10 protein-coding genes and 1 pseudogene are annotated in these 13,139 nt (G+C 57.7%); 2 read left to right on the plus strand and 9 right to left on the minus strand.

What is annotated here, in order from left to right; genetic code table 11:
• Positions 1–102 precede the first annotated feature (102 nt).
• The 4 genes from B8783_RS18210 to B8783_RS18225 form a co-directional block, all read right to left on the minus strand.
• Positions 103–1,731, minus strand: a complete 1,629-nt coding sequence (locus B8783_RS18210; protein WP_084421842.1) for a GMC family oxidoreductase — start codon at positions 1,729–1,731, stop codon at positions 103–105.
• A 31-nt stretch (positions 1,732–1,762) separates the two neighbouring features.
• Positions 1,763–3,208, minus strand: a complete 1,446-nt coding sequence (locus tag B8783_RS18215; RefSeq protein WP_084421844.1) for an aldehyde dehydrogenase family protein — start codon at positions 3,206–3,208, stop codon at positions 1,763–1,765.
• A gap of 10 nt (positions 3,209–3,218) precedes the next feature.
• Positions 3,219–3,692: a rubredoxin gene (locus B8783_RS18915; protein ID WP_040612567.1), complete on the minus strand. Its 474-nt coding sequence runs from the start codon at positions 3,690–3,692 to the stop codon at positions 3,219–3,221.
• 174 nt (positions 3,693–3,866) lie between these two features.
• Entirely contained in the window at positions 3,867–5,078 is a 1,212-nt protein-coding gene (locus B8783_RS18225; protein ID WP_009802138.1) for an alkane 1-monooxygenase, read from the minus strand.
• A gap of 212 nt (positions 5,079–5,290) precedes the next feature.
• On the opposite strand from B8783_RS18225, the gene B8783_RS18230 reads away from it, so the two are divergent.
• Both B8783_RS18230 and B8783_RS18235 read left to right on the plus strand, forming a co-directional pair.
• Positions 5,291–7,906: a helix-turn-helix transcriptional regulator gene (locus tag B8783_RS18230; RefSeq protein ID WP_084421846.1), complete on the plus strand. Its 2,616-nt coding sequence runs from the start codon at positions 5,291–5,293 to the stop codon at positions 7,904–7,906.
• A gap of 30 nt (positions 7,907–7,936) precedes the next feature.
• Positions 7,937–9,118 (plus strand): NAD(P)/FAD-dependent oxidoreductase, encoded by a 1,182-nt coding sequence (locus B8783_RS18235; protein ID WP_009802140.1) that lies wholly within the window; start codon positions 7,937–7,939, stop codon positions 9,116–9,118.
• Between the two features lie 516 nt (positions 9,119–9,634).
• Here B8783_RS18235 and B8783_RS18240 read toward each other — a convergent pair.
• From B8783_RS18240 to B8783_RS18260, 5 genes and pseudogenes are all read right to left on the minus strand, one after another.
• The gene (locus B8783_RS18240; RefSeq protein ID WP_084421848.1) at positions 9,635–9,895 is read right to left on the minus strand and encodes a DUF2274 domain-containing protein; all 261 of its coding nucleotides are present in this window, start codon (positions 9,893–9,895) and stop codon (positions 9,635–9,637) included.
• A 3-nt stretch (positions 9,896–9,898) separates the two neighbouring features.
• Entirely contained in the window at positions 9,899–11,077 is a 1,179-nt protein-coding gene (locus B8783_RS18245) for a TrbI/VirB10 family protein (RefSeq protein WP_084421850.1), read from the minus strand.
• Positions 11,074–12,111, minus strand: a complete 1,038-nt coding sequence (gene trbG, locus B8783_RS18250) for a P-type conjugative transfer protein TrbG (protein WP_139792419.1) — start codon at positions 12,109–12,111, stop codon at positions 11,074–11,076. Before trbG ends, B8783_RS18245 begins: the two co-directional genes overlap by 4 nt.
• The gene (trbF, locus tag B8783_RS18255) at positions 12,108–12,791 is read right to left on the minus strand and encodes a conjugal transfer protein TrbF (RefSeq protein WP_084421854.1); all 684 of its coding nucleotides are present in this window, start codon (positions 12,789–12,791) and stop codon (positions 12,108–12,110) included. Before trbF ends, trbG begins: the two co-directional genes overlap by 4 nt.
• Positions 12,791–13,139 (minus strand): annotated as a pseudogene (locus B8783_RS18260) (P-type conjugative transfer protein TrbL); the annotation flags it as partial. The pseudogene B8783_RS18260 and the gene trbF, both read right to left, overlap by 1 nt.

The following is a 13,139-nucleotide window of genomic DNA, read 5'->3' on the forward strand; positions in this document are numbered from 1 at the left end:
TTTTGGGTTGGAATCGTGCCGTTCTGAAACTGCTCGAAGCTTCTTACAATAAACCCCATCGCCCCCTGACACCGGACTGTTTTTCGCTTTTCATCATAAAGTTCAGGCAACTGAACGACTCCTGTCAAAAATACGCACCTGCCCCAGAATGATCTCGGCCGCATTCTCAGCGATGACCATGGTCGGGGCGTTTGTGTTGCCGGCGACAAGGCTTGGCATGATGGATGCGTCCACCACTCGCAGCCCAGATACACCGCGAACTTTTAGTTCCGGATCTACAACTGAAGCCTCGTCCGCACCCATTCGGCATGTGCCAACCGGGTGATAGATTGTTTCTGCGCTTTCCCGAATGAATGCCGCAATCTCATCGTCGGTCTGTACGGATTTGCCGGGGTGCACTTCGTATTTGCTGTGCGCAGACATTGCCGGAGCTTCGAGGATCCTGCGCCCGGCTTTAAAGGCCGCAATCATCGTTTTCATATCTTCCGGATCCCCAAGATAATTCGGCTGAATCAGAGGATCGTCCATCGGATCCGGGCTTTTGAGGCCAATATAGCCGCGGCTCTTTGGCAAAAGATCGCAGATGTGAAGCGTATAGCCATAACCAAAAGCGATCTTGCGGCCATGATCTTTCAGATATGTGGGCAGGAAGTGAAACTGAACATTCGGCCTATCGCGGTCAGGGGACGACTTAATGAACCCACCGCTTTCCGCAACATTTGACGTGAGAAGCCCTTTACGTCTGAAGATGTAGGAAAACAAACCACCAATGCCACGCGGCAGAAAGCTGGGCGCGACACCGATCGGGCGCCGTGAGCTAGCAGCATGCATAATCGTTACATCGAGGTGGTCGGCCATGTTCTTGCCCACCTCGGGAAGGTCGTGAACGACGGCTAGACCATGCCGTTTAATTTCTTGGGCATCCCCGATACCTGACAGAAGGAGAAGTTGAGGCGAATTCACGGCCCCGCCAGACAGGATCACCTCGCCGCCGGCATTGAGACGCAGTTGGCGATATTCGCCGCCCTGCCGCAAGGTGACACCCGTTGCGGACTTTTCTGCCATGACGACGCGGGTCACACGGGCGTCGGTGATGACTTCAAGATTGGAACGGGACTCAGCCCCCCGCAGAAAGGCTTGCGCCGAACTCCAGCGCCTTCCGTCCTTTTGCGTGACCTGGTACATGCCCAGCCCCTCTTGCGAACCGCTATTAAAATCGCCGTTGTGAGGAATCTGCAATTCACGCCCAGCCTGTACGAAATCGCGGCTCAAAGGGTTCACGGTTTTCAGCTCGCTCACGGAAAGCTCGCCGCCCTTACCATGACTATCGGATGCTCCGAACCGATGGTTGTCTTCGATCCGCTTGAACAGGTCTGTCATGCGGTCCCAGCCCCAGACATCCGTGCCTGCCTCGGACGCCCAGTAGTCGTAATCGGCCTTGTGCCCGCGGATATAGACCATGGCGTTGATGGACGACGACCCGCCCAGTGTTTTGCCACGAGGCCAGAACAGTCTACGGCCATTCAAATGTTCTTGTGGTTCGGTATCGAATGCCCAGTTCAGCTTTTTGCTATTGGCCAACAATGCGATCCCCACTGGCATGTGAATCAGGGGGTTCTTATCCTTTGGGCCCGCTTCGATAAGCGCGACGCGTTTTGCCGGGTTTGCAGACAACCGGTTGGCCAGAACGCAACCGGCGGATCCGGCGCCGACGATGATATAGTCGTACATTTCTTATCTCCCTATTGGTTCCGGGCGGCTGTTATCCAAGCACCCGGACTACGATGTTTATGAGGCGGCGTACAAAGCCCGTGTAAGGCGGGAAAAGCATGTGCGTAATCGAATGCTTTTCCTCCAGCACAGCTTTTTCATGCGAAAATGCCTTGAAGCCATATTCCCCATGGGCCGCCCCGATGCCGGAGTTGTTGACGCCGCCAAATGGCAGGTTCGGGTGCAGGAAATGCACAACAGTAAGGTTTACGCCCACCGCGCCCGAAGAGGTGCGCGTGATAATCTGGTCAGCGAAGTCATTGCTTTTGTCGAAGATATAAAGAGCAAGGGGCTTGGGGTTTGCGTTGATCTTGTCGATAACTTTGTCCAGATCAACATATTCGATGATCGGCAAAATTGGCCCGAACAGCTCTTCCTGAGTGATTTCCATATCATCCGAAACCTCGGAAATCAGCGTCGGGGCAACGAAGTTCTGGCCCGCATCGGTCTGACCGCCCTGAAGGATACTTGCGCCTTTGGCACGGGCATCCTCGATCAGGTTGCGCAGCCGGTCAAAATGCCTATCGTTCACGATCCGGCAATAGTCGGGCGTTGCTTTTTGTGCCTCGGGCGTTTTCCCATAGACCCGACCGATCTCGGCCTGAAGCGCGGTCTTGAACGCGGCCGATACATCGCGGTGCACATACACATGATCGGGGGCGATACAGGTCTGACCGTTGTTTGAGAACTTGCCCCAGACGATGTTTCGCGCGGCCTTTTTGATATTGGCGTTGGGCCCGACGATAGTGGGCGACTTGCCACCAAGTTCCAGAGTGACCGATGTCAGGCTTTTTGCCGCCGCCTCCATCACGACCTTGCCGATCGCCGGGCTGCCCGTGAAGAATATGTGGTCGAAGGGCAGTGACAGAAGCTCCTGGGAAACCAAGGCATCGCCTTCGATGACCTTGACCAGATCCGGTGTGAACGCCTCTTCCACGATGTCGGTGATGACCTGGGCCGCATTCGGTGTCATTTCGGACGGCTTGATAATGGCGCTGTTGCCGGCCGCGATTGCCGAAACCAGCGGCCCGAGCGAAAGATTCACCGGATAATTCCAGGGCGCGATGATCAGGCATACACCCTTGGCCTCGGGGCGAACCCGTGCCTTGGTGCCAAACACCCCCAAAGTGGCGCGCGCCCGTTTGGGGCGCATCCACGACTTCAGATGGTGTTTGGTGTGCCGGATTTCCTGAAGCACAGGAAAGATCTCGGTCAGTTTCACTTCTTCGGCGGGTTTGCGAAAATCAGCCGCGCAAGCCGCGATGATTTTGTCCTCGTTCCGTTTGACGGCCTCTGCCAGGCGGTCCAGCTGTGCGATACGTGCCTTGCGGTCAAAGACCGCCCGCCGGGCAAGTTGTGCTCGAAGCTGGGTGTCAAACGCCGCTCGGATGTCATCGGCACCGGCTGTTTTGGCGGGAAATGAGGCAACCTGATTCATGTTCACGCTCTTATTTTTCTTCGTAGAGGACATAGTCCTCTTTCGTGGCACCACAGTCCGGGCAGCACCAATCATCGGGGATCTGGCTGAACAAAGTTCCCGGCGGAAAACCTTCGTGTTCGTCGCCAAGGGCTTCGTCGTAGATATGACCGCATGTGATGCAAAGCCATTTCCGGTAGGCGGTTCCGGCGGCGGGGGCCGCCTGTGCCACCGGAGCAGGCGGCGGTGCGGCGGCAGGAGCGGCAACCGCCACGGGTGCGGGTGCCGGGGCCGGAGCGGATGTCGGTGCCGGTGCCGGGGTTGGTGTAGGCGCTGCGGCTTCTCCGATCAGCAAAAAGTCCTCTTTGTCGCGGACCGCGCAATCGGGGCACGCAAAGTCTTCGGGCACTTGCGACCACGGCGTTCCCGGCGGGAAACCTTCATGCGGGTGGCCCTGGATTTCATCGTAGGTGTATCCGCAATCCGGGCATTGATATTTGGCCATTGTTCATTCCTCCCTTACACACATGAGTTGACAGGCAAGCACATGCGTCGTCCCAGATTTTCTGTCGGTTGTGTCTGCGGCCCCGTCTTCGAGTGCGAGCAAGGGGCTGTTTGTCAGGTCAGGGTTGGCCCCATCGGGGCCAACGCCTTTGTCTGAGATGCCAAGCCTTGGGTTTTATTCGGCGGGCATTGCGGCAGGCTGCGCAGGTGCGACCGACCCGAATTTGCGGTCATAGTAGTCGCGCATACCGGGTTCGATCTGGATCTTGTTCAGATCGCCTTTGGCCCAGTCCAGGACACGATGATCCATGATCGACCGGAACCAGGAGGGGATCAGCGCGGCAAAGAACATCCCGGGATAGCCCGAAGGAAGCGCAGGCAGATCCTTGAAGTCCCGCAGGGATTGATAGGACCGCGTCGGGTGCGCGTGGTGGTCCGAGTGCCGCTGCAGGTGGAACAGGATCAGGTTGGACATGATATGGTTCGAGTTCCACGAATGGTGCGGCTTCTGATGCTCATACTTGCCGTTGGGCAGTTTTTCGCGCAGCAAGCCATAATGCTCGATATAGTTGGCCGAAGTCAGCTGCCACCATCCGTACGCCATCTGAATGGGCAGGAACACAAGCATGATGGGCCCGAAGAATGCCAGCAGCCCGGCGTAAAGAACGACGGTAATGATCAGCGGCTGAAGAATTTCGTTATCCAGGCTCCAGACGCTCTTACCACTCCGCTCAAGGCGCACCTCTTCTAGCTCCCAAGCGCGTTTGAAAGCCCCGGGGATTTCGCGGGTTGCGAAAGAATAGATGTTTTCGCCCATACGCGAGGTTGCCGGGTCTTTCGGGGTGGCCACGTCACGGTGGTGCCCTTTGTTATGTTCGATGAAGAAGTGGCCATAGCCCACCACTGCCAGCACCAGTTTTGCCATCCAGCGATCAAAAGCTTCCTTCTTGTGACCGAGTTCATGGCCGGTGTTCAGCGCCAAACCGTTGACGACCCCCAGCGACAGTGCCAGCGCGACGAATTCGAGCGCATTCAGAGAATGGGTTGCGACCCACCAGCAAGACCCGATCAAAGCCGCATAATGCATGGGCACCGTCAGATAAGTAAGCACGCGATAATATCGGTCTCTTTCAAGATCAGGTACGGCCGATTCGGGGGGATTGGAAAAATCCTCGCCAAACATAGCGTCCAGCATCGGAACCGCCAGATACCATAAAATCAGCACAGTCCCGTACCAGATGCTCCAGCCGGTTACCGAGACCAGATACAGTCCGATTAGCGGCGTTGCCGGCCAGAATACGGACAAAATCCAAAAATACCGTTTCTTATCAACGTATACTTCATCGGCGCCAGCTTGCGCCGTGGACGCTTGGCTTAGATCGCTCATTAGTCTACTCCTCCCAAGGAAAAGGCTATTGTAAGTTTCTGTATTGGCCAGAAGAGCATCTCCTTTTCGTACTTGCTGCTTCTTGCCGCTTGGAATTAAGCTGCCTCTCAATCAGGTCACCCCACAACTACACGTTCGTGTAGTTTAGAGTTTTTTGTGCGCTAGGTAAGATGTCGGCACGCCTACGATACATCACTTTCAGGGAGGGAGGGATGATTAAGACCTCCAGCGCAATCCCGAACGACATCTACGATTTTCTGGAACGCATGAATGTCCGTCAAAAGAAATTGACTCAGGGCTGCCTGAGACGTGACAGACTGGATATTGCGGGACACCCCGGCGCGAAATGCCTCCTTTATCAGGCACCTCGCGGCTTCGGCAAATCAGTGCAGATCGCCTTGTGCGCCCAATCGGCTGCCGACCGAGGAGACGATTGTATCTATCTGGACCTGTCGTCGTTCTGGCCAGAGAGCGTCTCTGAAGCGGACCTTATTGCAACCGCGATTGTCGCAATGCTTTCGCCACCGGACCTTCCCGTCACGTCCGGTGATCGCGGCCCAGAGATCATCGCACTGCGCCTTCTTTTCGATTGGAAAAGACCCGTCATGATTTGCTTGGACGGCGTTTCTGACTCTGCCGCCACACAGAGATTTCTGAAAACGATCACCCTGGAAACGCCAGAAGCCGTTCGACTGGTAGTAAGCGGGCACCAACCGGGCACGTTGGTCACCCTGTCGGTAGTTTCGCATGTGGTGACGATCGGTCCAAGAGAGTTAAGCTTCACTCTTGACGAGACATGTTCAATTCTACCGTTGGAAGCCGACCGGGCGACGAAGATATACAACAAGACGGCTGGTTGGCCGCTTCTATGCGCACTGGCTGGCAAATCGAAAGCATCAGGCGACGCGATCGCTGACCTTTCAGAGGTTCAGGCATACTTCGAAACCGACGTACTGGCACAGATTACGCGGCCGCTCCTCGATCACCTGATTAACGCCAGTTGGCTGGAGGAAATCACGGCAGACTGCAGCGATTATGTGTTCAAGATTAACGATTCCAGTTGCAAATTGGCAGAACTAGCATCGCGCCACGGGCTTTTGATGTCCAGCGATGAAAAACCAAAATGCTATGAAATGAACCGGGCCCTGAGAGAGTACCTGCGCAATCGTTTCAACGAAGCAAATGGCTCGCGTCGGTCGTATTTCCTAAAACGTATCGCATTCTGGCATTGGCGAAAAAAAGAGTACCGTTTGGTCGTGGATGTTGCTCTTCGCGCACACGATCACAGCTGGGCCAAACGGCTAACTGATCAAGCTCTGTTAGATCTAGCCCTGAGACAAGGAGAGATTGAGGCTTTGACGATCTGGTTCACGGGCATTCCCAGAGCCAAACTGCTTCAGATGCCATCCTTGGCTATCGGATATGCTTGGGTGCTGTACTTCAGTCAGCGCGCACAGGAAGCACAGGATGTGCTTTCCAGGCTGAACGACCAGAGGGTTTCCGCACCTTCGGAGGAGGAAGATTCGAATGGCTGGGGGAAACTGGTGCATGCCATCGGTCTTGCCACCCACGATGAATTGAAAGAAAGCGATGAAAGATGCGCGGCCTGGGTTGATACCTATGGGTCGGCCAATCCTGTCGGCCATGCCGCGGCACAGACGTGCAGAGCATTCATCGCCGCTTCCGGCAGGCAGTTTGCTGCCCTTTCAGATCAAATAGCCTCCGCCACGGTCGTGAGCGGCGCGGTCCGTCACCGTTATGCGTTTGGCTGGCTTGCTGCTGCTGGGATTCTGGCTAAGCTGCTCAATGGCGACATCTATGGCGCGCGCAGCGAGATTCGTCGCGCACAGAAAAACGAAAACGTCGCCCATGAGCGCACACCCTTTATCAAAGGAATGCTCGCGGCCTTCGAGCTTCAGGTCCAAACAGAAGAAGAGTCGATCACACCCGATGAGCGTCTTGTGCAAGAGGCTCTGGATTTTGCGCTGGAATTCGGGGTGACGGATGTGGTGTGGAACACCGTCCGAAGCGCGGCCGAGATCTATATTCGCCAGGGTGACACATTGCAGGCGTTCTTGTTGCTTGAACGTTGCCGCCTGATGGCAAAGGATCGCGGTCTGAAGCGGCTGGGCATTCTGGTGCGATTGGGCTCCGAAGTCTTTGCTATGGGAACCCGAACCAGCACTCCGCTCTCGACCGAGCCGCTTCCGTCCGACGAAGACCTGCTGTTTCTGCCAAACCAGAATCGCGCCATCCAGGCGGAAATCGTCTTGCTAGAAGCCTCAAGATTTCTGCGAGACGGCAAACTGGGCCTGGCCGAGATGCACGCTCGAAAAGCCCTTTCCAACTTTTCCGCCGTCCGAGACCAACGCGGAGAAATCAGGGCGCAATATACGCTTGCGACTGCAATTTATCTGATGGGCGAAAAAAAGCAGGCGCTGAAAAGAATCGCCGATGCCGATCTGAAGGCACAACAACTGGGCGCTTTCAGGTCCTTGATAAACAGGCGGCATTTTCTGCGTGTCATCAGTCCAGCGGCGAAAGCGTTCTTGGATCAACGGACAACTCAGGTCGCCAGGACCAAAGTACCTGCGCATGATGTGCAGATTACTGAACGCCCCTTTGCATATAGATCGGCCCCCATAAGTCAGAAGCAGGTAATCGTCCTGCAACATGCCGCACTTGGGCTGAGCAACAAGGAAATTGCAGTGCGCATGCATGTCACGGAAGACACCGTGAAGTGGCATTTCAGAAAAATTTTGCGTGGTCTAAACGTCGCCAATCGCACCGAGGCAGTAATGGCTGCGCGCTCGCTTAGCCTCATCTAAACAATCGGTAAACCCGGGGAGGAAAGAAACATGAACACAACTGTGATTATCGGCAATGGAGCGGCCGGAACAAATGCTGCCGCAACCTTGCGCATGAATGGCTACGAAGGTGCGATAAAACTTATTGGCGATGAGGTGTCGCTGCCTTATCAGCGCCCGCCTCTGTCCAAGGCGTGGCTGCAGGGACCGGATAGACCGCAGCCAACTCTGATACGTCCTCTTTCATTCTACGAAGACAATCGCATCGACCTGATGCGGGCGCGCAAGGTCGTCAAGATTGATAGGAATAAGCGTAGAATCCACTTTGCGGACGGGAAGACGATGAAATTCAATACCTTGATCCTTGCCACAGGGGCATCGCCGCGTCGTCTTAATGCGAAGGGCGCGAACCTGAAAGGGATCCACTATCTGAGAGACCTGGGCGATTCGGCAAGGCTTCGCCAAGCCTTGAGCGATCCTGGCTGTCGCGACGTTGCAATCATTGGCGCCGGTGTTATCGGGCTCGAAGTGGCCTCTGCCGCGGTCAATCTTGGGAGAACCGTCACTGTTGTCGAGGCCGCCGCTCGCGCCATGGCCCGCGTTGCCTCACCCGCAACAACCAATTTCGTTACTCAGAAGCTGAAAGATGCCGGTGTTCAGTTTCTCTTCAATCAGAAGATTGAGAGGTTCGGCGCCGCTGATCGCCGCGTTTCCTCGATCCATCTTGGCGATGGATCCCAAATAAAGACCGATCTCGTGTTGGCGGGGATTGGTGCAACACCCAATATTGCGCTTGCCGAAGCCGCGGGCCTGGAATGTGACAATGGTATCTGCGTCGATCAGGACATGCGGACATCTGACTCCGAAATATTTGCAATCGGAGATTGTGCCCGCGGTGAAAACGAATTCGCATCCGGAAAACTGCGTATCGAAACCATTCACAATGCAACCACGCAGGCCCAGATTGCGGCAGCGGCCATTTGCAACAAAGAACGTCCTACCCCAGTTCCCCCACGGTTCTGGTCCGATCTCAAAGACATGAAGGTTCAGGCGGTCGGAATATCGTCCGGTTACGATCTGGTTCGCAGCGATGCTTCTCAGCATCCACCAACTTTGGAAACGCATCTGAAATGCGGCGAACGTCTTATCGCAGCCGAGATCGTAAACCTTCCCAATCGTCAGAGCGCCCTTGCGAGAGCGATTTCTCCGCGCATTCCAGTTGACACTCAATAATCCACAATCAGGTCTGATTTTGGGGCGAGTTCGGCCACTTTTTCTGCTTCGAAGCCGCATCCAGAGTATTGGACAGATTCCACACCTCGTTCTTTGCGCCTGGATTTGAATTTTCAATAGGTTGTCCATTGGGCGATGCCGAAGGAGACTGATGTTCCGACACGTCAACTTCGCCGGAGGAACACCACATGGACATGCATCAGAATGCGCGCACTGACCCGATCCTTTTGGACGCGGCCACGAACAAAGAATCACCTGGCTGCATTCATGGAGGTAAAGCGATTTCGGCCTTAAGAAATCATATCGAAATTGCGCAAGGCGGAGGCAACTGTGCGCATCGCGACGACTGCCACCCTGCTTTCTTCCCACAAAGACAGCTATACTCAACAGGACATGACAGCTGGCGATCCAGCCCTCCCGCCAGGTTCCTCACAGGCGGTAGCCACCGGAAGGCGAAGCTTTTTTGGTGATTGAACGCTCGATGCCTGGATGGCCGTGATGATGAAGCTTCGGACATCAGGTGATTTGTGGTTCCGACGTTGACCGGGGGGAGTAAGGCGACCGGCCACTTTTTCGAGATTTCGAGAAACCACGATCTGTCGCCATGAACCGCGCCAACATAGGTGCGATAAGCTTTGCGGCTTCGTTCTTCTGTCCGGTCTCACGCGCGAGCACTTCGGCATAGGCGACAAGGTCCCTGTGCACATCGGCGGGCAGTTCGATGTTCAGTTTGACAGGTTTGTCATCAGGTATGGCGCCGAGTTTCAATTTGGTCATGGGTCAATTCCGATAGGGTTCGAGGATGAGGTCACGCGTGACCATCACGCGCACTGGGAATCCGGGGCGAATGGTCAGAGTCGGCGGGATGGAAATCTGACGGCGGACAATCTCGTCCCCGGCGCGCCCGATCGTGTCCTGGGTCCCCTCACGAATGGCGCGAGCAATGTCATCGTCATCGTCGGCGCCCAATTCCACTCCGATATTCAGGACGGTGGCGAGCCCAGCCGCCATGAACAGCCTGCCCCAATGATTGTTCACACCATCTTCGAGCCCGGCATAGCCCGCTTCGTCGGCGCCGGGCTGGCGTTCGAGAACGATGGAGCGCCCGTTGGGCAGGATCAGGCGCGTCCATACCAGCAGCACGCGGCTTTGCCCGAAGGCGACGCGGCTGTCGTATTCACCGATGAGGCGCGCGCCTTGGGGGATCAGCAGGAAGCGACCGGTCGGGCTGTCATAGACATTGGAGGTCACTTGCGCGGTGATCTGGCCGGGAAGGTCCGAGCGCAGACCCGTGACCAGCGCCGCCGGAATGACCGCACCGGCCTGGACCACATAGGGGCTTGGCGGGTCGACGAGTCGATCCGCGGCCGTCGTTCGGCGGTCAACGGGTTCGTCGAGAAATCCTTCCCACCTGTCCGCCGCGTCTGGCGTGGCGCCGGTTGCGCTCGCGGGAAAGAATGATCCGGGATCGGACAGCATGGGTGCGACCACAGGCGAAGTTTGCGGTTGTTCGCCAATGGCGGTCTTGGCTTCGGCGAAAAGTCGACTGAGCCGGGCCGCCTCCAACTCCTGAAACCGGCGCTGTTCGTCCGGATCGACGGCAGGCGCAGTGACGACCGCCGGCACGGGCTGACCGCGTTGTTGAGCGGACAGTATCGGCCGCCCGAGTTCACCGGGCAGCGGCGGTCCAAGTTGCGGTATGCGTGTGTAGTCGGTCGGAAGGCGCGACAGACCTTCGGCTGCCTGGATGCGCTCGGTCGAATAGAGTTCCGGCGGTCCATCGGCCGGTTTGCGATCTTGCAGAGCCACAATCAGGATGGCGCCGAGACCGAGTCCGCTGGCCGCGCCAAGAACCGTCAGCGTGCGACGTGAGAGACGCATGACCCTTGGCGGATCGGCGCGCAGCCGCAAGGAGGCGGCGATCTCTTTTTCCTCACGGGGTTCTCTATCGTCGCTCATTTGCGCGGCCCCGCGGCGCCAGGACGAGAAGCGGTTTGACCGTCGCGGCTTACCCCGTCGGTGCGGACGATCCGCACACGTTTCTGCCTGTCGCCGAGACTTAGTTCGGCGGCGGCGAAAAGCCGATCGACGATCATGTAGTTGCGGGCGATACGGTAGTTGACGAGCTGGCCTTCGCCTTCCGGTCCGATGACGAAGAGCGGAGGCATTTCCCCCTGACCGATCCCGCGCGGGAACTCGATGAAGACCTGCCGCCCATCATCGAAGGCGCGCAGGGGTCGCCAAGGCGCGCGGTCGCCCTCGATCCGGTAGCGGAAGCGCAAGGAGTCGAGCGCCACGTCGCGTCCGATCGGCAAGGCTGCTTCCGCCTCGGCGTTGCGCCGCCTGAGCGCGATCAAGGCGTCTTCGGCATAGGTCCAGGAGACGGACGCCATATAGGCGGACGGGTTCGCTCTCAGTTCGAGATGATAAGTCCGCCGATCCGTATTGATGACGAGGTTGGTCTGAAGATCAGGCCGCGTCGGTTTGACCAGAATATGGATGCGCTGATCATCCCCTGAACCGCTCTGAGTGTCGCCGATGATCCAGCGCGCCGTGTCGCCGGCCGCGATCGGACCGGAGCCCACCAGGCTCTCTCCGGGCTGCAGGGCGATATCGGTGATCTGCCCCGGCGATGCGTAGACCTGATAGAGCGCGCCCTCGGTGTAGGGATAGAGTTGCACAGCGTTGATGAAACCGTCACGCACCGGCTCCATCCGAGCGGCGGCGTTTGCTTGGCTCACCCGTTCTGCAGGATCGGCGGATTCCGGCGCTCGGTCTCCCCCGTTGATCGGCTTGAGTTGGCCAGGCAGCGGCAGTGGGCTGGTGCGTTCGACGATCCGCACCGGACGCGCCGGTTCGGGAAGAAGCGTCGCTTCGATCGGAGGGGTGTCGTAAGCGATCTCCGGCGGTTTGAAGGTCGCGCATCCCGAGAGCGCTGTCGCGGCGAGGAGGACCGTCATGGAGGCTTTGTTCAGGCGAAGTGTTTTTATCATTGGGCGGACTCCCTGGACCAGTTGATGGCGTTGACGAAGATGCCGAGCGGGTTTTTACGCAGGCGCTCGGCGTCGCGCGGCTGTTGCAGAACGATGGTGAGAATGGCGGTCCAGCGTTCGGTCGCGGCGAGCTGTCCGTTGGCGTAACGGCGCTCGATCCAGGCGATGCGGAAGCTGCTCTTGGAGGCGCGGATAACGCTGGAGACTTCGACGGAGATCTGCGTGTCGCCGACCTTGGCGAAGGGGTCGTTCACTCTGGCGTAGTCGTTGAGCGCCAGCGCGCCCTTGTCGGTCGTGAAGTCATAAGCATGCAACCAGTTCTGGCGCAGCACGATCGGATCGGCGGGAATCTGGCGCACATTCTCGATGAAACGCGAGAGGTGGTAAGCGATCTGCGGATCGGTCGGTCGGAAGTCGGCGGCGGCGGGCGTCACGGCTTGCGCCGCGCCGAGCCTGTCCACTTCGACGACATAGGGCGTGATCGTCCCTTGTGTGGACTGCCAGACCAGAGCAGCGCTAAGCCCGCCTGAGAGCAGCAACGAGCCGAACGCCATCAGTCGCCAGTTCCTGGCTTGCACGCGGGAGGACCCGATACGCTCGTCCCAGACCTGTGCGGCTTTCTGATAGGGTGTGACGGGTTCAGGGGTCTTGGAATAGCGAACGCTCGGGCGACGGAACATCATGATTTCTCCGAAAGGCTGACAGCGGTCCCGCCGCCGCCATGGTCGCCAGAGCGAACGGCATGAGCTGCGACGGCGGCGCCGTGGTGAAGGGTTTGCTGTTGTTTCATGCGCCGCGCCCAGGCTGGTGGCCCGTCGTTTGTCGACGTGGCGGGCTCGGGGCTATTGCTGAACTTGCCGCCGGTCGCTTCGAAGGCTGCGCGCGAACCTGAGCGGTAGCTTTCGCTCATGGAACGGCGAAGCGGGTTCGTTGCGGCGCTGACGCCCGCTTTTCCGACGCTGGCGAGACCGGCGGCGACACCTGAGGCGCCGCCGCCAGCAGCGGCGTTTCCCATGCTGTAGGCGGTC

It is taken from the genome of Henriciella litoralis, assembly GCF_002088935.1.
GTDB lineage: Bacteria > Pseudomonadota > Alphaproteobacteria > Caulobacterales > Hyphomonadaceae > Henriciella > Henriciella litoralis.